The organism is Dyadobacter bucti, assembly GCF_005869225.1.
GTDB classification, from domain to species: Bacteria; Bacteroidota; Bacteroidia; order Cytophagales; family Spirosomataceae; genus Dyadobacter; species Dyadobacter bucti.
Window position 1 is genome coordinate 266,291 of sequence record NZ_SWFP01000001.1, and the last position, 22,934, is coordinate 289,224.

Annotated in this window: 20 protein-coding genes; 4 read left to right on the plus strand and 16 right to left on the minus strand. The window is 46.7% G+C overall.

Going from position 1 to position 22,934, the window contains the following annotated elements:
• Window positions 1–5: 5 nt before the first annotated feature.
• A complete protein-coding gene (locus FBF61_RS01100; protein WP_138475323.1) occupies window positions 6–296 on the minus strand; it encodes a GNAT family N-acetyltransferase in 291 nt (96 codons plus the stop codon).
• A gap of 240 nt (window positions 297–536) precedes the next feature.
• Here FBF61_RS01100 and FBF61_RS01105 point away from each other — a divergent pair, with 240 nt between their 5' ends.
• Window positions 537–980: a hypothetical protein gene (locus tag FBF61_RS01105; protein ID WP_138475324.1), complete on the plus strand. Its 444-nt coding sequence runs from the start codon at window positions 537–539 to the stop codon at window positions 978–980.
• 9 nt (window positions 981–989) lie between these two features.
• Here FBF61_RS01105 and FBF61_RS01110 read toward each other — a convergent pair whose 3' ends face one another.
• A complete protein-coding gene (locus FBF61_RS01110; RefSeq protein ID WP_138475325.1) occupies window positions 990–1,904 on the minus strand; it encodes a sugar phosphate isomerase/epimerase family protein in 915 nt (304 codons plus the stop codon).
• A gap of 106 nt (window positions 1,905–2,010) precedes the next feature.
• Here FBF61_RS01110 and FBF61_RS01115 point away from each other — a divergent pair, with 106 nt between their 5' ends.
• Complete coding sequence (locus FBF61_RS01115; protein ID WP_138475326.1) at window positions 2,011–2,505, plus strand: VOC family protein; 495 nt, start codon at window positions 2,011–2,013, stop codon at window positions 2,503–2,505.
• A gap of 47 nt (window positions 2,506–2,552) precedes the next feature.
• Here FBF61_RS01115 and FBF61_RS35790 read toward each other — a convergent pair whose 3' ends face one another.
• The 12 genes from FBF61_RS35790 to FBF61_RS01170 all read right to left on the minus strand — a co-directional run bounded on the left by FBF61_RS35790 (window position 2,553) and on the right by FBF61_RS01170 (window position 16,433).
• Complete coding sequence (locus FBF61_RS35790) at window positions 2,553–2,615, minus strand: hypothetical protein (RefSeq protein ID WP_510185886.1); 63 nt, start codon at window positions 2,613–2,615, stop codon at window positions 2,553–2,555.
• A gap of 4 nt (window positions 2,616–2,619) precedes the next feature.
• A complete protein-coding gene (locus FBF61_RS01120; RefSeq protein WP_205748208.1) occupies window positions 2,620–2,844 on the minus strand; it encodes a type II toxin-antitoxin system PemK/MazF family toxin in 225 nt (74 codons plus the stop codon).
• On the minus strand, window positions 2,845–3,066 hold the full coding sequence (locus tag FBF61_RS01125) for a hypothetical protein (protein WP_138475327.1): 222 nt from the start codon (window positions 3,064–3,066) through the stop codon (window positions 2,845–2,847). It abuts the gene before it with no gap.
• 98 nt (window positions 3,067–3,164) lie between these two features.
• Window positions 3,165–4,301 carry a glycoside hydrolase family 5 protein gene (locus FBF61_RS01130; RefSeq protein WP_138475328.1) on the minus strand — a complete coding sequence of 379 codons (1,137 nt, stop codon included), beginning with the start codon at window positions 4,299–4,301 and terminating at the stop codon, window positions 3,165–3,167.
• A gap of 95 nt (window positions 4,302–4,396) precedes the next feature.
• Window positions 4,397–6,409, minus strand: coding sequence for a M56 family metallopeptidase (locus FBF61_RS01135; protein WP_138475329.1), 2,013 nt, complete (start codon window positions 6,407–6,409; stop codon window positions 4,397–4,399).
• Between the two features lie 30 nt (window positions 6,410–6,439).
• Window positions 6,440–6,805 carry a BlaI/MecI/CopY family transcriptional regulator gene (locus tag FBF61_RS01140; protein ID WP_138475330.1) on the minus strand — a complete coding sequence of 122 codons (366 nt, stop codon included), beginning with the start codon at window positions 6,803–6,805 and terminating at the stop codon, window positions 6,440–6,442.
• A 148-nt stretch (window positions 6,806–6,953) separates the two neighbouring features.
• Window positions 6,954–7,961, minus strand: coding sequence for a sugar phosphate isomerase/epimerase family protein (locus FBF61_RS01145; RefSeq protein ID WP_138475331.1), 1,008 nt, complete (start codon window positions 7,959–7,961; stop codon window positions 6,954–6,956).
• Between the two features lie 37 nt (window positions 7,962–7,998).
• Window positions 7,999–9,123 (minus strand): redoxin domain-containing protein, encoded by a 1,125-nt coding sequence (locus FBF61_RS01150; protein WP_138475332.1) that lies wholly within the window; start codon window positions 9,121–9,123, stop codon window positions 7,999–8,001.
• A 489-nt stretch (window positions 9,124–9,612) separates the two neighbouring features.
• Window positions 9,613–11,202, minus strand: a complete 1,590-nt coding sequence (locus FBF61_RS01155; RefSeq protein ID WP_138475333.1) for a SusD/RagB family nutrient-binding outer membrane lipoprotein — start codon at window positions 11,200–11,202, stop codon at window positions 9,613–9,615.
• A 46-nt stretch (window positions 11,203–11,248) separates the two neighbouring features.
• Window positions 11,249–14,668, minus strand: a complete 3,420-nt coding sequence (locus tag FBF61_RS01160) for a SusC/RagA family TonB-linked outer membrane protein (RefSeq protein WP_138475334.1) — start codon at window positions 14,666–14,668, stop codon at window positions 11,249–11,251.
• A 167-nt stretch (window positions 14,669–14,835) separates the two neighbouring features.
• Window positions 14,836–15,861: a FecR family protein gene (locus tag FBF61_RS01165; protein ID WP_138475335.1), complete on the minus strand. Its 1,026-nt coding sequence runs from the start codon at window positions 15,859–15,861 to the stop codon at window positions 14,836–14,838.
• Between the two features lie 17 nt (window positions 15,862–15,878).
• Window positions 15,879–16,433: an RNA polymerase sigma factor gene (locus FBF61_RS01170; RefSeq protein WP_138475336.1), complete on the minus strand. Its 555-nt coding sequence runs from the start codon at window positions 16,431–16,433 to the stop codon at window positions 15,879–15,881.
• A 424-nt stretch (window positions 16,434–16,857) separates the two neighbouring features.
• On the opposite strand from FBF61_RS01170, the gene FBF61_RS01175 reads away from it, so the two are divergent.
• On the plus strand, window positions 16,858–17,082 hold the full coding sequence (locus FBF61_RS01175; protein WP_138475337.1) for a hypothetical protein: 225 nt from the start codon (window positions 16,858–16,860) through the stop codon (window positions 17,080–17,082).
• A gap of 143 nt (window positions 17,083–17,225) precedes the next feature.
• Here the strand turns inward: FBF61_RS01175 and FBF61_RS01180 are convergent, their stop codons facing one another.
• Window positions 17,226–21,059 (minus strand): PVC-type heme-binding CxxCH protein, encoded by a 3,834-nt coding sequence (locus FBF61_RS01180; protein WP_138475338.1) that lies wholly within the window; start codon window positions 21,057–21,059, stop codon window positions 17,226–17,228.
• 214 nt (window positions 21,060–21,273) lie between these two features.
• Here FBF61_RS01180 and FBF61_RS01185 point away from each other — a divergent pair, with 214 nt between their 5' ends.
• Window positions 21,274–22,173 carry a hypothetical protein gene (locus tag FBF61_RS01185; RefSeq protein ID WP_138475339.1) on the plus strand — a complete coding sequence of 300 codons (900 nt, stop codon included), beginning with the start codon at window positions 21,274–21,276 and terminating at the stop codon, window positions 22,171–22,173.
• 105 nt (window positions 22,174–22,278) lie between these two features.
• Here FBF61_RS01185 and FBF61_RS01190 read toward each other — a convergent pair whose 3' ends face one another.
• Window positions 22,279–22,545 carry a hypothetical protein gene (locus FBF61_RS01190; protein ID WP_138475340.1) on the minus strand — a complete coding sequence of 89 codons (267 nt, stop codon included), beginning with the start codon at window positions 22,543–22,545 and terminating at the stop codon, window positions 22,279–22,281.
• Between the last annotated feature and the right edge of the window lie 389 nt (window positions 22,546–22,934).

A 22,934-nucleotide genomic window follows, 5' to 3' on the forward strand; every position in this document is an offset into this window, starting at 1 on the left:
CAAAATTATTTTTGCCAGATGTCCTCAAACTGTTCGGGATGCCTCCTGAACTGTGCTTGCACGTATACGCATAACGGAATAACCTGCAAATGGTTTTCCCTCGCGTATTTAACCATTTCATCTAAAAGTTTGCGGGCCAGCCCTTTCCCTTCCATTTCCGGGTTCACTTCGGTGTGATATGCCGTCAATGCTGTTTCCGAAATGGCCACCGCCATTTCACCGACTTTTTTGCCATCTTCTTCAATGACGAATACGCCTCTTCTGCGATTATCCAGTTTCAGACTAACTTCGCTCATGCCTTGTATATTTTGTATTAATGTTGATCCCTGCTGACAAATTCATGCATATTCCGGTAAAAAACAAATAAAAACACGGGAGAAAAGATCATGTTTTGGAGAAGGGTGATTTCTGTATATTTTTGGTGTAAAACAGTTTTTGTCACACACTATACTCCATCTGAAATGCTCCTGAAACTTCTGTGCCCACTTCTTTTTATTTCCGGCCTGTACTGTCTTATTAAAAGTATCAGCGGAATTATGAACCTTTACGGCGGTAAAATAATCGAATTCCCCGCCAACAGCCCCTCCAACGATTTTGATATTGATAATCCTGGTGATTATGAAATATCCCTCAAACGTCCCTTTACCTTCAAAGGCATCAAAACCGACATGGTTTTTAGCTTAACCAATAAAACCACAGAAAACGAACTGACGGTGGTAAAAGTGCTGAACCTGCTGGGTACCAGAAAAGACCTGTCCGGTAACCGCATCATACCTGTGGCGGAATTTGCGGTCACAGAAAAAGGCCTTTATCACATCGAAATTGTAGATTTCCCCAGTTACCGAGCGAAGGACCAATTTATCATTATGCCCAAAACAGGAGGACGTGCCGTGCCACTTACCTTCGCCATTGTTTTTTCAGGGATTGCTGCCATTGCCGGGTTGGTCCTGAGCATACTGGCCTTTCTGAACAAATTCTGAGGCAAATCATCAGACGCCTTCGGCCGCTTTTTTCATTTTGGCGAGACCCGTTTTCGCTACCAGCAATGCATCCTGCGCATAATAATCTTTGTTGAAAACTTCGAAAGAAAGTATGACCGGCTTATCGGGGTTTTTGAGCGAAATCAGCAGGTCTTTGAGTGGTGCAACGCCATCGCCGGCGTAGACCCTGTCGGCGTCAGTAATCGTTTCACGCGGCGGCGTGGCGGGATAATCATTGATATGGAATATTTCGATCATTGGTTTCCCCACAGCCTTTACACTGTCCATACCCGAACCGCCTTTGTGCAAATGATAAACGTCCATCAGCAAACGTGCCGAAGGATGCCCCGATTCGACCGCTACATATAAAATTTCTCCCACCCGGCTTAGGTTTTTGGAAAAGCCCCAGAGTTCCAGATGCGGTACCACGCCGGTTTTGTCGCCCAGTTCTAGAATCGTGCGATAGCGTTCCGCTACTTTCGCCAGATCGAGCGACGGCCCGGTAGTAGCTCCCATGGGCGGTGCTGCCACGCGGGGGCAGCCGATTTGCGCCAACTGTTCCATTTCCATTTTGAGCTGATCCAATGCCTTGGCACGCGTAGCTTCGTCGTCCACGATCCAGGGTGCAAATCCGATGGCATCCTCTACCTTCAAGCCCAGATCATCAATAATCCGTTTGGCTTCCGGAAGCGTGCCTCCGGTTTTGAGATAATCCTGTAAAGTATTAATCCATATCTCCACAGCTCCATATCCTGCTTTCGCCGCTACTTCCAGCTCTTTCCTGAACCCGAGTTTGTGACCCCGTAAAGTGCTCATGTTCAAAGAATAGACAAAAGCGGGGTTTTTGGTCTTCATGATGTCGAGAGGTAATGTACCCGCTCCGGTAACGGCCAGAACGGAGGATAGTGCTTTTCTGCGGTCCATTAATACGGTATCTGATTTAAATGTTGATTTCTTGTTAAAGCCGCCCGCGGGAATTTTTTACCGCTGATTGGTGTAAATTCATTGACAATAAAAAGACAACCTTCTCATGGAAACAGACGATTATCAGCTGCCCGCGCAGACCAGAATAGGACACGTTCACCTGAAAGTAGCCGACCTGGAACGTGCGATTGATTTTTATTGCGGTTTACTTGGATTTGAGATCACGGCCCGCTACGGGGCCCAGGCTGCTTTTATATCCGCTGGCGGTTATCACCACCATATCGGGCTCAATACCTGGTACAGCAAAGACGCCCCTCCTGCCCCGCAGCATGGCGTGGGCTTGTTTCATACCGCAATTCTCTACCCTACCAGAAAAGACCTGGCGACGATTTTCAATCGTTTGCGGCAAGCGGACTACCCATTTTCCGGCGCAAGCGACCACGGTGTTTCCGAGGCGCTTTACCTCAACGACCCCGATGGCAACGGCGTGGAATTATACTGGGACAGGCCCAAAGAGCTTTGGAACTACATGCCCGACGGGACTGTCGAAATGTATACGAAAAGTTTGAATCTGGCTGGTTTGCTGGCAGAGTTGAAGTAGTTAGAATTCAATTCCCAAATGTATAAGAACGGCCATTTCCACTTCCCTCATTTTTCCTGACTTAATTGACCGATCCGATTACCAAATCGGATCTTGTCAATAGTCCTTATCTGATTACCCTTTACTTTTGATTCGTTTTTTCAATCCTCCTTCATTGATTAGAAGAAGCACCTCAAAAGGATAAATCTTATTTGTACTTGAGGTTATTGGCAAAACAGTTATAGTAGCCCCGTATTGATTATTAAAGTCATTGGAAATGATTAGTACCGGCCGCGTTTTTGCTGTTTCGCTTCCAAGGGTTGGATCAAGATTAGCCCAATATATCTCTCCTTTATTCATTTACAAATTTTCAAAATCAGCAAATGAGAAGTCTTTTGCAATAATCAAATCCTCTTTGGCAGTTGCTTGGTAGCCTTCTTTCAAAAGAGTTTCTAGTTTAGTTTTTTTCTCTCTCGCTATTTTTTCATCGATCGCTTCCTTGGCGAATAGACTTTCATCTTTTGACAAAGAATGTATAAAATCGACTACTGGATCAGGCAGGTCAAGTTGTATCGTCTTCATGTGCGTTTTAGTTTTAATAAAATTTAAGATATTTTGCTATGAATTCAACCGGACTTCGCTCCCCAGTTCCTGATTTTAAGTTACCTAAAAGAGTAACATCAATACTTCATCATCAAATTCAGCAATTTCCGATCCAGTTTGTGACCGTGAAAATCTTCATAGGCTACATCAGCGCGGCGGGAATCAAGTACTCCGAAATCCCCGGCGAACTCCCATAGAGAAAACCCGATTCCGTTGGATGAAAGGATATCCAGCACGTCATTGAACCACGCCAGAAAAACGGGATGAGGTGTTTTGTTCCAGCTGCCGCATTCTCCGCAGTGAACACCGACCCCTTTGCCGATCAGGTCGATCCAGGGTTGGTAAAACTTTTCGAGCAGCTCGCGGCTGAGATATTTGTCTCCTACCTGGCCCGGCCACTTCGGTTCCGGGATATTCGCCGTATCCTTCATAGCCCACGGTGCTTTATAATGCGAAATGATCCCGGGATTATATCCCCGGCAGCTTTGCGCAACATCCAGGTCTGTAATTTCGGGGATCACTGACGAACCCACATCATTGCCGTCGGCGATGATCAGGTGCTTCGGATTTTCCTTGCGGATCGCCTCGGAGGCGGCGATTACAAGTTTCCGGTAAACTGCGCCGGGGACCGAAGTCCTTTTCGAAAGCTGATCGTTCATATCCTCCCGCATGCTCGGCTCGTTCAGCAGGTCGAAACTGATGCTTTTGGAGGAAACATTCTTATACCGCTTCGCCCACATGTTCCAATGGAAACAAAACGCATCCAGCGCCTTCTGGTCTGTCCATAAATTGTAGGGTTCGTGAAAACCAGCATTTACGCAATAACCGGGTGCACGGTGCAAATTGAGACTGACGTGTATATTGTATTGATGGGCAGCCTGAACCAGCTTGTCGATCTGATCCACCGCGCGCTCATCAATCTGGTAAACTTCCTCGGGCGTAATGTTGCGGCTGCGGTCAAATCTGACATAAGCCGGATAAGCGATCGGAATCCTGACGAAATCAAATCCCCAGTCGCTCATCCATTTCAATTGTTCGGATGCAGTTGCTTTGCGCTGTTTGTTAGGATCAGGAGAGAAAAAATCCAGTAGATTAAATCCCTTCCATTTCGGTAATTTGTTTTTTGCCTTTACTTCCGTGAAAGCAAGTCCGGGCGACGCTGTGCCCAATGCAACCACGGCCCCTGTATTTTTAATGAAAGTCCTCCGATGCATAGTTTTAAACCGATGTCGTGAATAAGGTTACCTTCCTTAAAATACATTCGGATAAAGGTTATACTTACTATGCAGGATGTTATCTCCCGTATGCGTTACCTGGTTTGGATCGTTCCTGTAATTGTGTACCCAGTCCGGCCGTTCCAGTTGTAAACCATTTCCACCCCGCCGTTCCTGATGTATTTTGCCTTCATTTTTTGGTGCAAAACCGAAGGCTGTTGTACGCCGTTGACTACCAATTCATCATCGGAGAGCTTATAGGACAATTTTTTTGTATCCTTAATGACGCCTTCCTGCATTAAATCGTCGATCAGCCGCTCCTGCATCTTTTCATATTCGGCGCGCTGTTTTTCGGCCTGCTGCCTCGTGATCTCAGCCTGTTGCCGGATAACATCTGCTTGCTGGCGCACTTTTTCAGCATTTTGCCGCTGTATTTCGGCGTCAGCCCGCATTTTTTCGGCCATTTTTTTCAAATCCTCATTCTGGTTTCGGATCTGGTCGGAATTTGTCTGACTATTGCTATTGGTCATACGTTCGTTCTGCACTTTCACACGCATCAATTCGGTTTCTTTCCGAATTTTTTCCGCCTGAATCCGCATTTCTTCTGCTTTAACCCTGTCCTGGCTGGCCTGTTGCCGCAGTACCTCGGCTTCCTGTCTTATTTTCTCCGCCTCCATTCTATATCCGTCCGCCTTGCTTCTCATTTCATCAGCTTTCAAGCGGTCGGCTTCCGCATGCTCGTGCGCCACTTTTATCTCCGCTACTATTGCATCAATCTCGGACTGGTGAGCCGCTATTTTATCCGCAGGAATCTGTTCCCCGTCGATTTTGAGAGAGGTAATCTTACCATCCGTTTCAACGATCTCATATTGCTTGTCATTGGAATTTACATGATACGTATTGGTCCCGCTGTCGAGCCCCGGAATTTTGTTGGGGGCAGGTAAAGTATCAGGATGTACTGACAATTCATTCACAATCAAATTCTTACTTTTATGCAGCTCTTGAATAGCAGCAGGTTTCTCTTTGGCATTTACGCTAACTTTCGGTTCTGGATCGGCAGCGGTAAAAGCAACCGACAAGGCAGCGGCGGTGATCAGACTGGCAGTTACAAATAATTTTTCCATGGCATCTAAAGGTTTATTGTTGTTATAAATAATTCGCTTAATCCTGTATAACAAAGGGTTACGACTTTTCGCGAAGGCCATCTGCAAATCCGCGCTATTCAGTTTATAATCCTGAAAAGTCACCAGTGCCTCGATAAAAGACGTTTTATCCTGTAAAACGGCTATCGCCAGGTCATCGCAGCAATGTTCTCTCTCCTCTTTGATCAAAGAAGAGATCCATAACAAAGCTGGATTAAAGAAAAAGAGGTTTTCGCAGCATATCTGGAGCAGGTTGACCAGATAATCATTTCTCCGGATATGTGCCAGCTCATGCAGGATAATTGCCTCTACCTGCGCCTGTGAGAGGTTTGTCAAAAGCCCTACCGGCAAAAGAATGACCGGTTTGAAAAACCCTGTGACCATTGGAACGGTTATAATCTCAGATTCCATCATTACCACAACCTGATGGATGCCCAGTGTTTTTGATAAGGATTTTAACCTGTTTTTCCAATGCGCGGACGGTTCATGGATTTTCTGTTTCCTGACCATTTTTATATATGCAAATCCGGCCGTCGCCTGCAGGGATTTAAAGCAGAATACAAGCAGCCAGACCGTCACAATATGAAATGAATAATTGTGGCAGAATTGAACTATTGTATTTATAATCAAGCTTTTAATATTTGTAAGGTCATTATTTTTCACAAAAGCAGCGGTTGTGACCGTCTGTTCCCCAGCCAGCACAATCAACCCGTTTTTTGATTCAGCATGTGCGTTTCCGGAATTCATTAAACTCCAGAAAGTCAACCCGCTCGCAGCTACAAAAACCACCAGCAACAAGGAAAGCAGATTATACCTCACCGCGGGTTTTGACTTTCCTGTCAACGCCAGGACCGCGCCTGCTGCGACTGCCAGCAACAGCCCCTGCCAGATTGAATGAAACAGTGTAAGGCAAACTGCCTGTACAAGTTTTTGAAAAAAGGGATGATCAATGATATCAAAATTCATGGCTGACAGATTGTAAAAGTTTGGAGCAACTTACTTATCCAGCTTTTTCAGGAAATCCCTGATCTCGTCCAATTCCTCTCTGGATGTATTTTTATTACCGAAAAGCTGCATCACCAGGCTTGAAGCGGAGCCTTTGTACATAGAGTCCACGAATTTTTCGAGAAGGGCCGTTTTAGTCCTGTTTTCCTCTTCCGCTGGACTATATACGTGTTTCATGCTGCTCTCGTCCCTGAGCAGAATCCCCTTTTCAGCCATGATCTGCATGAGCTTCAGGGTGGACGAGTATTGTACAGCTCGTTTCTGCTCGTTGAGGGTATCATTGACAAACCGGACCGTCGATGGGCCATGCTGCCAAAGGACTTGTAAAATCTCTAGTTCTGATTTCGTAGGCTCCATTTGAAACTGTTTTATAAGTAACGTTTCAAAGGTAGGAAAAATTTCGTACGAACAATGGATTAGGTATATTATTTTTATAAAAACCTATAAACGCCAATAGCCCAGGACTTAAGTCCTGGGCTATTGGTTATGTGGTTCGGGCTATCAATTACGCTCCCAACGCCTTCCTCGCAAATTCAACGCATTTGGCCGTTTCCTTCACAGCATCAGAGCCGGCCGGTATTTCATATTCGAGCTCTATCGTAGCCGGGAATTTGTATTTTTTCGCACGCATCAGTTCCAGGGCTGCAACTATGGGTGTATCACCCTGTCCCCAGGGAACATTAGCTCCTCCATTTTGCTTATTTTTTCTGTCTTTTACGTGCATGCTCACGATATGGTCGTGTTTGGCGTCAATTTGCGCGATCGGATCGAAACCGGCGGCTACATAATGTCCCATATCAAAATTCATCGCATTGTATTTCGACTGGCCCAATGCAACATCCCACCAGGTCGGTGTTTGCTGCGTATGGCCGTGGTACCCCACATATACCTTATTTTTTGCCGCGATATCGCCAAGTCGTTTCGTTTCAGCGGCATCATTGGGGAGTTCCACATTGGCCTGATTGGCACCCAGCGCTTTTGCAGCACGAAAAGCATAATCCACTTCTGCATCGGTATTGTTGGTACCCAGGGCAGATGGTTTGAAAGCATAGATACTCACGCCGGCAGCATTGTACATTTTCCTGAGCTGAACGAATTTATCCATAGAAACCTTCGCGCGCCACTCAGCAAGTTTTGCTGCATACTCGGTTTGAGCGGCTTTTTGCCCGGCGGTCATTTCCGGACGCTTGCCATCGGGTCCGGGAGCCAGGTTAGGGCGTGGCGGTGCTTCCGGTGCACCGGCAAAAGACTCACCGGTCGGCCCCATGAGCTCTATTGCACTGATGTTACAGTCTATACAGTATTTCAGGATATCTTCCGCCCCGCCCGGCATGCTTCGCCAGGAGTAGGTAATGGCGCCTACCTGAACACCATTGAAAAGGGAATTAGGTTTCCCCAGATTTTTGATATAGGCCGGTACCCCGAAGATTTCTCCCGGAACAAGTGCGATGCCCGTTGCTACCAGCGACGCCGCCCCCAGAAACTGACGTCTTGATATGTCATTATTTGCCATTTTGAATATTTAAGTTAAATACTGAATCAATTATTAATCAATAATACCTGCCAACATACTTGTTTTCCACGATGATTTTTTTCATTTTTTGCGGGTCTATCGGGCCCTGGGCGGCATATACTATCTTCCCTCCGGGCTCTACAAGTAATGTGTACGGTAATGCCCCCTGCCACTTAGGGTCTACGGCCTCGATCAGTTTATATTTGTCTTCCACATTGAAAATATAGTTCTTGTTCGACGCAAATTTTCCCTGGAGGAATTTCAGCGCCTTGTCCTTTTTATCCGGACTATCGGCGCTGATGGAAACAAACTCAAAATCCCGGCCGCGGTACATGTGGTGCATCGTCATAAAATCCGGAAATTCGGTGACGCAGGGTCCGCACCAGGTAGCCCAGACGTTGATCAGACGAAGTTTGTCAGACTTATTCTGTATCAGTTCCTTTAACCCAGCCTCATCAATCGTTTCAAGGCTGACCGGTTCTTTCGCCCAGCCTGCCTGCTCCTTTTGCACACCCTGCTCCTTCGAGATCCATTTCATGGAGCAGCCGAACGTTTTGGTTGACGGCACAGGCACCGGTTTGCCAGCGATCAGCGCTTCAATAGCATTACGGGCATCGGTATGGTTGGGTGTGCCGGTCGGTTTTTCCACATCATCGATCCTCCCGTGGTACTGCAGTTTTCTTTCTTTGTCAAAAATAAAAATATGTGGGGTAGCCACCGGTCCGTAAGCCAGGGCTGTGGACTGGTTATCGCCATCAAAAAGGTAGGGGAAATTATACTTCATATCCTTTGCCCGGATTTTCATTTCTTCATAAGTATCGCTCAGATCGGTGTAACCCAGCTCATCGAGACGTATAGCTTTGGGATCATTGGATGATATCGCTACTACCGACACACCTTTTGACTTAAAATCGGAAGTAAGCTTGATAATCCGGTCTTCGTAGGCCTGGGCGGTGGGACAATGATTGCAGGTAAATACAATCGCCAGGACCGGGGAAGCTGCAAAGGATTTTAGTGAATATTTCTTACCATCAACACCCGGCAAATTAAAATCCGGAGCTTTGGCACCTATTTTCAACGTTTCGGGCTGCTCGGCATGAGAAGCAGTTGCAGTAGCGACGTAAACAAAAAGAGCCGTTAATATCTTACAGAATGCGCGCATAGGATCAACGATTTAATTGAACATCATTTCGATGAAAAGCCTTTAAGCGACAAAAAAATACTGGTTTTTTCACATTAATCTGTCCGAAATGGTAGGATTAAAAAGAATTCAGCATTGTATACGCAGAGCCATTCCGATATTTCCGTCCGGAATAATATTATTGCGATGACCACATCAAAAAAGCCCAAAGGGCTGAAATTATTATAACAGAACAAGGACGTTGCAAAAGCGAAAACCCTGAAAGGGTGCCATTGCAGGGACGATGTCACCCTTTCAGGGTTTTGTAACTTTGGTACAGATCATTTTCTATAATAATAACATTCCGTTCGGGATTGGCGTGTTGGCTTTATTGAGAAAATTCCTAAAAAAGGCCGGTGCCCGAAAAACGAACACCGGCCCAACATTCAATAACCCCATCACCTCATGTCCATACATGACCATTACCTGACTACACATGACAAAAAATGACTATCAGGACAAAACTCCCCTTTACTTATCCCACCAAACCCTGGTCGTAAACAAATCAGGCCCTTGTTTCGCCACGGCGGCACTATATGCTTCGCGGTTCAGGCTGGCTTCCGATTCAGGATATCTCAAACGTCTCGGTATAACGCCGCCGGTTTCGTTGCCCGGATAATTGGTCGGGGTAAGTTGGGGGTAACCTGTCCTTCTCCAGTTGGCATATACTTCAATATTGTTCATAAAAGACGAAGCCCAGAACTGGTTATGGATCTGTTTCATCTGTTCCTCCATCGTTCCGGTTTTAAAAGGATTGGCGGTAAGATATGCGGTGATCGCAGCCGGAGTAATGGTCACGCCGCCAGGATAAATCGACTGGATTTCCATGGAAGCTTTCACAGCATTCTCATATCTTGTCTTTACATTGTCGGAAGTCCAGCCGCGCAGTGCCGCTTCTGCCAGTAACAATGATACCTCGGAATAGCTCTGGAAAATCGTCGGCGCGGCCAGAGCTGCGATCGTATTGATGTTGATCTCCGAAAATTCTGCCTGCATATCGTCCGTCCAGTTCGGGATCAGGTCTTTGATCGTAGTATAATCGTATCCGCTGGGAAGGCCTTTCTGTACCGCAGGAGCGCTGGTCTGCGGTAGTTTCGAAGCATCCGCATTTCCCTGCCATAACGTAGCATAAAACGGAAGGCGGGGGTCCGCTGTTGCTTTAAGATAATCGATAAATGTTTTGCTCAGCTTCGAATACCCTTTTCCCTGGGCCGAAGGCGGCACCCCTTCTCCTCCTTGCAGCAGGTAGCTGTTCACGTTCCAGTTGTTGGCAGAACCACCCGTATGGACCAGCCTGGCAATGTCGTCGTTGCTTTGCATCACACCTCCGGCAATTGCCTTTTTCACCCATGTTTCAGCCATTGCAACATCTGCATTGGTGAGTCGCATACCCAACCTGAGCATCATGGAATAGGCAAATCGTTTCCATTTTGCGGCATCGCCATTGTAAAGAAAATCAGCCGACCCGAATGTTGGTTTTGCGGGGTCAAGCGCCAGGGCGCTTTCTTCCAGTTCGGCGAGCATACTCGCATATATCTGATCCTGGGAATCATATGCAGGCTTGTAAGTAGCATCAATATAACCCAAACCTGCCTGTGAATAAGGGATATCCCCGTACATATCCGTTACCCGGTGCAGGATAAAAACCCGCCAGATCCTCGCCACAGCATAATGATTGGACATTTCAGGATTGTCTTTGACCAGTGAAATGATCTGCGCAGTTTCTTTTAGCTCGCTGCTGTATGCTGTTTCAAAAAGCCCTTTGTTATAATCCTGTTTGTACAAATATTTGTCCCCCGTCCACTGCCAGGGATTCAGGGATGAAAAATATTGCACGAAGCATCCCGACAATTTATCATTGGCATACAAGGTGTTATTGTCCCCGTCACCAGCCGTTTTGATGATACTGGTCGAGAAAAGGCTCCCGATCACAGGCGTGGTGTAGGCATTGGGATTTGTATTCATTTCTTCAAATCCATTGTCGCAGGCAGAAAGAAACAACGTTCCTGCAAACAGCGTTTTGACGGCCAGGCTTTTCAGTTTTATATTTTTGTAATTCATGATTATGGTCAAAATTGGTAGTGATGAAAATGAATCCGTTAACAAATCAGAACCTTACCAGCAGGTTCAAACCGAAGCTGCGGGTCGGAGGCACACCAAAGTTTTCGAGCCCTTGCGCATTGGAATTGCTATAATTGGATTCGGGGTCCACGTTCTTCACCTGGCTGTAAACCAGCAAGAGGTTGCGCGCCACAAAGGACAGACTCGCCGACTGGAAAGGCGTTTTGGCAATGATATTCTGAGGGAGTGAATAACCCAGCGTCAGTTGGCGCAGCTTGATAAATCCCGCATCCGAGACAAATTGGTCGGTAATCGAGAAAGCAATCCCCTGATAATAATTCTGCGCGGGAAGTGTTTTGGAGAAAGAATCACCCTGGGTGTCCACGCCGCTTACCGTTACACCGGTTTCCCGTACATTGTTCTCAACGGTTTGTTTGTGCAGGCCATAATTGGTGGCATAAGCATTACTGGAAACGTACATTTTGGAACCGAATTTACCATCGAGCAAAAAGCCGAGCGACAGGTTTTTGTATCTGAAAGAGTTGGTCAGGCCCAATGTCAGCGGAGGCACACCTCTTCCCAGCGCGCCGAATGCGCTCTGGATCGGCAGGCCGCTGTCACGATTGTAGACGGTATTCCCGTTTTCGTCCTGCCTCATGCGGTAACCTGAGATCATACCGAAAGGCATACCTTCGAAGTGATAAACGAAGCCGTTTTGCGTACGTGCCACAGCGCCCGGCAAAGCCAGACTGGTAAGCCCGTCGGCAATTTTAACGACCGTATTTTTATTGTAAGCCATATTAAAACTCACATCCCAGCTGAAACCTTTTGAAGATCTCACAGGCGTTCCGGTCAGCAAAAGCTCCACCCCACGGTTCTGAACCTTTCCTACATTGAGGGAAACATTGGTATAACTCGTTGAAAAAGGAACAGTTGCGTTAACAATATCATTGGTAGTGGAACGGTCGTAGAAAGTAATGTCGGCGCCAAGTTTGTTACCAAACAATTTTGTTTCCAGACCAAACTCGGTAGTCGTAGAGGTATAAGGTTTCAACTGGCTGTTCGGGATCGTACCACCGTTGATGTTCATCAAAGGTTGTCCCAGATGCGACTGCGAGGGGGCTGCATAAGCAAGAGTCAGTCCATAAGGATCAGGTGCCCCGCCGCCCACTTTCGCCCAGGATGTCCTCAGTTTTCCATAGTCCAGCCAGGAAGGTCTGGATTTGAAAGCATCCGAAAATACGTAGCTCAAACCTACCGACGGATAAAACAGCGTGTTATTGTCTTTTGAAAGCGTTGAAAACCAGTCCTGGCGTCCGGTAACGGTCAGGTAAAGCAGATTGTTAAATCCCACATCCGCAGAGGCAAACAGTGAATTGATGCCGAATTCGCGAAAAGTTTCCGTGTACGCCTGGCTGCTTCCGTTCGTGATAAAATAGTTGAATGGGACGTTGAACCGGCCGCTTGAAGCAGTTACCCCGTTCGAGTTGTTGTACATTTTGTTTCCGCCGGCAATCGCATTGACAGATATCTTGCCAAATTCCTTGTTCAGACCGACAATAAACTCTGCGTTGGTCTCATAGGTAGTGATCCTGCGGGTAGACATTTCGCCCTGGGTATTGTAAGCCATCCCGGTAGGTGTGATGTCTTTTCCATTGATCGAAAACTGGTCGATCCCCAATCTTCCTCTGGCGTACAGGTAATCCGTGAAATTGTAACGCGTACTGAAAGATCCGATCACCCTCCGCTTGTTATCGTTGTTCCTAACTTTGTTGACGGCAAAATAAGGGTTAACCACAAAAACATAGTCGTTCCAAAGGTTTTCATAACCCCTGTCGTCGTAGCCTGGATCCAGGGTACGGATGTCGATGTTTGTGGCGGCAAGCTGAACGGATGCATTCGGATTTTTGGTAAAATCGGCCACAAAAGTCCTGTTTTTGACATCTTCAATGTTATACTGTACAGTTCCTTCGAATACCACCTTTTTGGCAAGAACAGAAGAAGCGCTCAGGCTGAAAGTTTTGCGGTTGACGGAAGAGTTGGGCACCACACCCTTGTTGTCCATATTGGAAGCCGAAAACCTGAAATTCGTCGTTTCGTTCCCGCCGTTGATTGCAATGGTATTACTGAAAGTACTTCCTGTATCGTAGAAATTTTTGATGTTGTTTTTCTGAGCGACATAGGGCCTCTCCACACCGTCAGGCTGCATGACCATGGAGCCGTCCAGCTTTGCGCCCCAGGAAGTCCTGCCGTAAGAAATCGCTTCCGCCTGGGAAGTCGGGGCAGTTCCGCGGGCACCGGCGCCGTACTGGTATTGCCAGTCGGGAAAGGATAATGGACGTTCAAGCGTATAAGTCGAGGCAAATTCTACGCCCAGTCCTTTTTGCCCCTTTCCGGTTTTGGTTGTAATAATAATAACCCCGTTTGCCGCGCGTGACCCGTACAATGCCGCAGCAGTACCGCCTTTCAGAACCGAAATACTTTCTATGTCGTCCGGGTTGATGCTCATCAGGCCGTCACCCTTGTCAGTACCTCCCCATGTACCCGGGGAACCCTGGTTTGCATTGTTGATAGGGATACCATTGACCACATACAACGGCTGATTATCACCACTTAAAGAACCGTTTCCACGGATAATTACCCGGCTTGAACCCGCAGTACCATTGGCAGTACTGGTTGCATTGACCCCGGCAATTTTACCTGATAATGCATTTCCGAGGTTAGCTTCCCTGGCCTGTGTAAATTCACTTCCTTTTACCTCGGTCACTGCGTACGTCAGGGCTTTTTTATCTTTGGCGATACCCAGCGCAGTTACCACGACTTCGTTCAGCGACTTTTCTTCGGGCAATAATTTTACAGAAATATTGGTCTGCGAACCTGCTGCGATTTCCTGGGCGATATATCCTACGAAACTAAAAATCAGTACCGCATTGTCCTGGGGCAAATCGAGGGAAAATTTACCTTCCGAATTGGTGGTAGTCCCACTCTGGGTGCCTTTTACAAGGATGCTTACGCCAGGCAACGCGTCTCCTTTTTCGTCCGAAACAAAGCCGGTGATGTTTTTGATCGCAGATTTGAAATCGGGTACTACCGGTTCTCCGGCAGGTTTCTTATGAAGTAAAATATGTGAATCCACGACCTCATATTCAATATTAAGCGGATTCAGCAGCTCGTCAAGTACCTTCGAAAGTTTGCTGTTGACCGCATGAACGGACACTTTCTGACGGGCTTTGATGCTGTTTGTGCTGTAAATAAATTTGATACCGGTCTGTTTTTCAATCCGGCTCAGCACATTCTTCACTTCCACGGATTGCATTTGTATTGAAATTTCCTTCCGGAGTATTTCCTGGGCATGGGTTTCCCTCGCAAAGGACAGACCGCAGAAGAGGGCCGATAACATTAACTGTACGACAGTTATTTGCATAGCATAAATCAGAAACCGTTTGACGGATATACTTTTTTGCATAATTTTAAATGTTTTTGTTTTGTAACAGACACAGGAACAATGGTATCCTGATCAGAATTGGCGTTCTGAAAGGATCTCGTAAAGGCCAGTAATGCTCGCAACATTATTGGCTTTTTGTTTTTCAAAGGGTTATTTGCATAGGCAGGTTATGGGATTTTTGCGGGCGGTTATTTGTTGCAGCCGTCGCCGTTGATAAAAAAAGTAGTACCTCTCAATTCGTAACCGGAATTCACTGATTTACAGATAAACCTAAGCTGAGTGTGTAAAGGAAGACCGTTCAGATCACCGGTAAAAGTGCAGTTGTCCAGGGCCGGCGTTTCGACCACAATTTCAATTCCGTAGGCTTTCTGGATCGCGTCCAGTACATTTTGTAGCGGTGCCTCTTCGAAGGCGAGTTCAAACTTCTTTTCGGGGATTTTCACCATAGCAGGGACTTCTACCAGCTCCGGGACTATCTTTTTCGAAACTTTGTCGAATGTCATCTTCTGGTTGGGCCGCAGGATAACACCATTCCGGTTTTGAGGAGACTTCTGCTTGTTTTCATAAACAGAAACCCGGCCGGTCAAAACCTGCACTTCTATGGTTTTTGAGCCTTCATAAGATTTAACATTGAAACTTGTGCCGAGTACCTGCGTCACAAGTTCGCCTGTATACACAAAAAACGGTCGCGAAATATCTCTCTTCACATTAAAAAATGCCTCGCCTTCCAGCTCAACCCGGCGGGTTTTATCATCAAAATGTTTGGGATATTTCAAACTGCTTTCCTTGGTGAGCGTCACCACTGTCCCGTCTTCGAGAGAAAGCGCCTGGTTGCTGCCGGTCGTGTTTTTGATCTCAATATAATCCCGCACCACCGCTACGCCCGGTTTGGCCGCGACGGAATTTCTTGCTTTGTCCTCACCGAAATGTTTTAACGCACCCGGAAAGATGAGGCCTGAAACCAGCAAAATAGTGGCCGCAATACCGATTCCCGCCCAGCTTAGGCGCCTTATCAGCGATGGCCGCAACATTACCGACCGGCCGATCCGTTTCCAGATCCGTGTTTCAACGGTTTTCTGCTCGGATCGTGTCAAAGTCAATTTCCCGTTTGAAAAAACCGTTTCCGACCAGTCCAGTACCTGTTTTTCCTCTTCCGGACTGCATAGTCCGGAGAGGTATTTTTGTAATAATATGTCAAAATCGTGCTGACTCATTTGTAACGTTTTCCTGGCTAGTTATCTGAATGGTAAACTTTGAGATGGTCCTTCAAGACTTTGAGGGATTGTGTAATATGATACTCCACACCTTTTTCGGACAGGCTCAGTTTCTGGGCAATGTCTTTGACCGACTGGTTTTCAAACCGGCTCAACCGGAATATCTCGGAAGTTTTTTCAGGCAGCTTTTTCATCACATCATCCACAGCCCGCGACAAGTCAGAGAACTGCACGATTTCATCAGTGCCATAGGATTGCTGGATCTCGTGAAAAATGAGGTATTCCTGGTATTTTCTCTGGGTGATGCAGGATTTGATGTAATTCGTCACCCGGTGTTTCATGGATACCACCAGGTATGCGCGAAGATGTTTGATCAGCGATTCTTCACGTTTGTACCAGAGATTTTCAAAGACGTCATGGACCAGTTCCTCGGCTTCCTCCTTCGTGCCGGTTTCCTGATATGCAATACCAAACAAGCGGTACCAGTACCTGTGGTATATCTCTTCAAAGGCTTTCTGATCGCCGCTTTGGAGAGATTCCACTAATTGCTCGTCGGTAAAACGTTTGTACATAGGTTTCAAATGCTAATATGCTCTAAAGGCAATTAACAAAGAAAAACCCCTAAACGATTTTGCAAAAAATTTTGATTTTATTTTTAATGCTAAAATATTATTTCGCTTTTTGATAATTTATGACGAATAATATTCATTATTTCGAGAATATAGAAATATGTTAAAATTCACGACACTCCGTTCTCTTGAAAAATAAGCTGGAGCGGAAGCTCGGTTCCGGGGTTTACCTGAACAGGTTTTTGAATGGACCATGGCCCACAAATAGGATTCGTCGCGGGTTTGGAATTCTGTTTACTCATTTGAACAAGATCTCAAAAATCAGAACAACAAATAGTCCGGATAAGCTGAATATTTTTAGCTGAATTGTTTAAAATTTGTGACGGCATAAATTTGGCCGCCGATTCTGAATTATTTATAAAAAGTCATGGATGAACAACAACTTACAGGTCTGCAAAAGCGGGCTTTGAAATATATCAACAAAGCGATCAACTATCAGGTCAGGCCGGACGACATCATAGAGGGCACGTTCATCGGGTTTGACGAACATTCCATGGACCGTGCCGTGATACAATTGTCCAATGCTGCCGACAAAACCAGTCTTCCGCTGATGACCGTCGTGAATTATTTCGAAGGTGTGGACGACGAATAAAAAGCGAGCAAAGCGAGCTGGCGCGAACGTCACGTTCGTGCCCACTATTACAAGGCCTCCGGCCGGAGGAGCACAACTTCCCCGGCCAAAGGCCTAAGAATCAAAGGCACAGACGTCTACGTTCGTGCCCGCCGCTAACGCGGCTACGGTACCTGGGCGGTCGTTTTTAAATACGCTACCAGCTCGGTTACTTCCTTCTCCGACAATGTTTCCAGCAATCCGGAAGGCATCATGGACACTGGCGTCACTTCTCTAGTCTGAATATCAGACTTATTGATCGCAACCGCATCCTGCCCCACGACTCTTAAAGTAACCTGCCGCTCATTTTCCTTTGCAACGTTGCCTACATATGTTCTTCCGTCACGTGTTGTGACTACCACCATTTTATAATCATCCTGAATTTCCCCGCTCGGATCCAGGATATTGCCGAGCAGGTAATCGAGGTTGGCACGGTTAGAGCCCGTCAGTTCCGGCCCGATGATCCCGCCTTCGCCGTAAAGCTTATGGCAGGGCGCGCAGGTTCTCTGGAATACAAGCTTTCCCTGGTTTTTACTGGCCGCCGAAACCCGCTGGTCTGTAAGCAGGTCCTTGTATTTCTTATATGCTTTTTCATCAAAAGCTACATGGTCAATAGGCCCCCATACCTCCACAAAACCACTGCCTACGACCCGGCGAAGCTGGCGCGCAACATAAGTTGGGATTTCTTTTTTCGGGATTACATTTTTAGAAATAGCCTGTGTCAGCAGCCAGCCCGATTTCGGCCGGGATGCCAGGGTCTGGATCGCTTCTGATTTTTCAGCGCTGCTGAATTTCGGATAACGTTCGATCAGCAATTTTGCGAGCGGTTCACTGTCAAATCCGGCAATCGCCCGGATCGCATCCATTCTCAGGTTATTGTCGTCCAGCAAAGCCGGAAGCTCCCGCACCAGCTCAGGCCGCTGCTGGCTGGCGAGCGACTGTACTGCTTTTTTTCGCTGATCTGCCGGTGCCTTTGCATTTTTCAAAACAGTCATAAAATTTTTGGCGGCCTCGGTATCGCCGAAATTCTGGGTAATGTCCTGAGCCAGCTGGGCTGTTTCTTTGTCCGACTGCTTTAATTTTGCATATATGGCCTTCCAGTTTGCCGGGGTTTTGACATCCGTCCGCCCTTCCAGCGCATCCCGCATACCTTTCAGCAGACTTTTTTGAGTTGACGGCACTTTTCCTATAGAAGCAACCAGCGTTTCAATAGCATCGGCATCCACTGTTCTTCTGGCGATAAACTGAGTAACCATCGGGATCTGGCTTTTTGAAGCCAGTTCCAATGCTTTCGCGGGATTTCCCTTTACCAGCGGCTCGATTCCGTACCATATCATTTTGGGAAGGTTATGGTCTTCAGAGTCTTCTTTATGGGTCAGTAATTCTGCCGCGACAGTCCATTTTGAAGCCGGATCCATCCGTTGCAGGGCAGAAGCCAGATACAGCCTTACAACCGGCGACTGATCTTCCCGCGCCAGCTTTACAAAAGCGGCAGTTGCCTGAGGAGAAGGATTGCTGTTTTCACACAAAAACTGGATCGCCCAACTTCTGATGTGCGCATCCTTATCCGACAATGCTGCAATGCGTGTTTTTTCGTCCAGGGAGTTGGTAACCTGCAAAGCCCACATCGCACGCAAACGCCAGTTCGCGTCAGGATTTCCCAGGTATGTCTGCATCAGTTTTTCGACGGCTGTTTTAGACAAATTACCTTTCGCAGCCCGGTTTTGCAGGATAATTCTGGCGCGGCGGGCATGCCACTCGCTCTTGCTGGTTTGCAGTTCGGCCAGTTCGACATCGGTCATTTTTCCCAGATCCGAATATCTTCCTTTCCAATTCTCCGCCAGTGAAACTTTGGGGGTGATCCTGAAAATCCTTCCGGTTTCTTCATTCAAAACGTCCGAGCCGCAGATATCCGCATCATGCCAGTCCAGCACATATATGGCGCCCTCAGGCCCTATTTCCATGCTAAACCCTACCCACTGCGCATTGTTTGCCATCATAAAATCATCCCCGTGTCTGCCGCTGAAACCCGATCCCTTGGGCACGAGCATATCCGACAAAACGCCGTGCTCATGGATATTAGCCATGAATATTTTCCCTTTTTCAGTTTCCGGAAATGCGTCCGAAAGGTAAACCCTCGCGCCCCCATGCGCAGAACGATGACTATGGTCGGTAATGGTTTTGATATCCTCATACACATAGGGGTTAAAATGCTGCCCGCCCTGCCGGTGATAAATCCCACCCGGGATCACGTGCCACAAATGCGGTATGACGCAGGCCGTCATCAGCATCTGGCCCTTTGCATCATAATCAATACCCCACGGATTGCTGAAACCATGCGCCACAACTTCAAATTTGTCTTGGGTAGGATGGTACCGCCACACACCACCATTGATATCCACGCCCTCGCCTTGCAAGATATCCTCCGGAAAAGGATCATTATGTCTGTATAGTTTCCCTTTACCTTTGGGCTTTCCAACCTTCGATGGCGTAGCAAAACCCTGCAATCCATACAACCAGCCGTCCGGCCCCCAGTGGAAACTGTTCAGTGTTTCGTGCCGGTCGCGGATGCCCCAGCCGGTAAGCCTTACTTCAATATCGTCCATATCAGCTTTGTCGTCCCCGTTTTTATCAGGTACGAAAAGGAGATTAGGCGGTGCACCGACGAAAACGCCGTCGAAACCGACTGCAATGGCGGCCGGGAATGCGATGCCTTCCATAAATACCTTGCGGCTGTCGGCAACCCCGTCCCCATCGGTATCTTCCAGGATCAGGATCCGGCTGTCACCGGAATTTGAAAACCCTTTTCCCCTCGATTCATAATCTTTGTTCTCCGCGATCCACATCCTGCCTCGATCATCCCAGCAAAACGCCATAGGTTGCGTCATCATAGGCTCAGACGCCCAGGCATTTACCTGAAAACCATCTTTGATAGTCATAGCCGCAACGGCTTCCTGCGCACTGAGAAATTTGGCTTCCCGACCCTCTTTCTGGGCTATTGCCCAAAGTGCAGCCGTGTTATAAGTGCCGTTGTTCCCTATAAATTCTCCGAAAGTCTTGGTCAGTTCTACATCATTAAGAACCCCGGTATACACTACCAGCTCGTGTTTGATGGTCTCTGTTTCGCCTTTCTTGATATGCCAATCCCCTTTTCTCGCCCGGGCCGGCCCGGCACCCAGCTGTCCGTCGACCCGCCAGGTTTGCGGATATCCCTTATTTTCAGGGTGGTCGAGAATTGCGATATGTGCCAGATTGTCCCTTCCTTCGACCTGCATACCAATATCAACCCACATTGCGGCCTGGCCCTCTGCTTTTTCATTCCGCTGCCTCGCCGCGTTGATCACCTCTCCTTTTATACCTTCTTTCCAGGGCATGCGCACAAACAAGCCGCCGTAATCGTATTTTCCAATAGTCACGTCCGTCTGTGCTTCTCCATTCCATTCCAGGTCAAGCAGGTATTTTCCATCCCTCTGGCGCATCGACCAGTTTTGTGTTTCTGTCAAAACCGCCTTTCCGGTCGAATCCAGCAAATCGTATACCGTCTGCCATTTTACTTCGGCACCTTTTCCTTCAATGACTTTTGCCGAAACCCTGCGCCAGTAATCTCCGTCGGGATGGTGGAAATAGTCCCGGCCGTTGACGCGGGTATATCCCCAATAAATCCCCGTCTGATGCTTGTGGTGCCCCGGACTATACTCGGTCAAAACACCTTTTCCGTCGGGTGCCATGATCGGATGCAGATACGGTCGAAAATTTGCTTTTGCGTTTTGGGTAAGAATGGGCATTTTTTCATCACCCCGAAATACACTTATTGTCTCATCTTTTTCATTTTGAACGAGACGCAACTGTACATCAGCCGTGGTAATTGTGATTGGAGCCTTCTCAGGTCTGTGATAATTGTAAACAAAGCCCGACAACAAAAGAAGAATAAAAAGCGGAACCGATTTTATCATGTTCATCAAGGAAATACGGTATTATTTTGATCAGATTTGGTACTTGAAACAGATTTTGACTTACCTGTAGAAGTAAGAAATGACATTGAAATACTCGGAAGAAATCGTGCGGAAGAGCAGGTAATTACTGAAGGACGGCGAATGTATTATCATCGTCCGGTCACCAAAAAGGCACGGAAAAAGTTTTATCTTTAACAATCAGGAATCCATACGCTGCGATATGACAACGGTCAGACTAATTTTTCTTCTCGTAATCATTGCCATGATGAACCGCTATGGCATTATTTATCGCGGGGCTGAAAAGAAAAGGAATGCGGGTCTTGATCTCGAAAACTCGGACATCGACACATCTCCGCGGGACAAAGGCCTGAGCGGCTCCTGGCGTCTTTCAGAAGTCAGCGAGTTTAGCCCGGACACAGACGAAGAGGGCTTTTTGACTGATAAAAAAGTGACGGACAAGCATCAGCTTCTCCTTTCATTTTTCCCCGACAGCAGTTTTACCAGGATCAAAAGTGATGGTTCTTTTGAGTCGGGCAGATGGGTTTATGACGATTCTACGGGGTCCGTTTTTTTAACCATAAAACGGAAAACAGAGGAGGTCAATGTCTTTTTCGATGTAGCCGCCAATGACCGCCGACAAATCACTTTTGAGTTTTCACCGCAGGTGAGCCTGTCCATGGTGGAATTCGGCACGGGGATACCCAGGTTCAGGGAAGATCCGTTTTATGCTGCCAACAACAGATGGCGGACCAAACCGGCGCAGTCGGAAAGTGAAAAACAAATACTGGCAAGGCTTCTCAACTACATTGCCCATAATGCATACATCCTGAAAACCGCCCAGATCAGAAAACAGGATTATGTTTCCTGGGAATTTTCAAAAGGTATTATCAAGATCTATAGAAGCGGGATCGGCATTGTCAGGCCGGAAAACATTCCGGCTGAATGGATCGATGTATTTTATTCCAAAGAAAACGCATTGCAGGCCCACGCGATATTCGAAAAGTACCTGCGCGAAAAAACCTACAAAGGAAAGGCGACCAAAGACTGGGTCCGCGACGATTACGCCATTCTTTCCAGCATTCACAATGGCTTGAAACAACAAATGGCTAAAACCCGCTGAAACTGCGGTTTAGCCAGACTAAAGGGCATAAAAAAAGAGGAAGAAAACTCCTCCCCTTTTATCTTCTTATTCAATATAACCGTCTTACATTAGGGCTATCCGCGTTTACTTCGTAGCAGAGCTTGACAATTGAAGCCCTACGATAGCTGCTTTTTGAGTTGCACTATGTTTGTTGATGTCAGACGTTGCTTTGTCCCTTTGTGGTGCCGGGCTTTCCAGTACAGGAGCCGAAGCAGGCAATGCTTTGTTCAGAACATTTAATTTTACTTTCTCTTCAACTGTTAATATATGTGCAGATGTATTAGCGTTGGCGTAAGTTGCGATAGTCATTGCCATCATGGCTCCTACTAAAATATTTTTTGCATTTTTCATTGATAGTCGTGTTTAAATTTTCTTTTCTGTTTTTGTCTCTAAATCTTGTACAAATATAATACAATATTCTGAATACAAACGTTCAGTGCATATATTAACAAAATAAAATAAGTTAATCTGAATCTTAAAAAGCGATTAAAAGGTCATTTTTAACGAAAATATTATGGTATTATTCAAAGATCACTTACTCGCTTTTGACTTACTTTTGCGGTTTTGTCACTTTATAACATTTTGCCTGTTTGCCGCGACCTGCCTGTGTTGTGAATGCTTTACAAAAAGACTGATATAATATTTTGCCTAGAATAGAAATGGCAGCATTTTATTTGTAGTGCATTATATCAATACCAAAAAATGCCGAAGAAAACGTGGAAAAAGAGGCTGATTCGAAA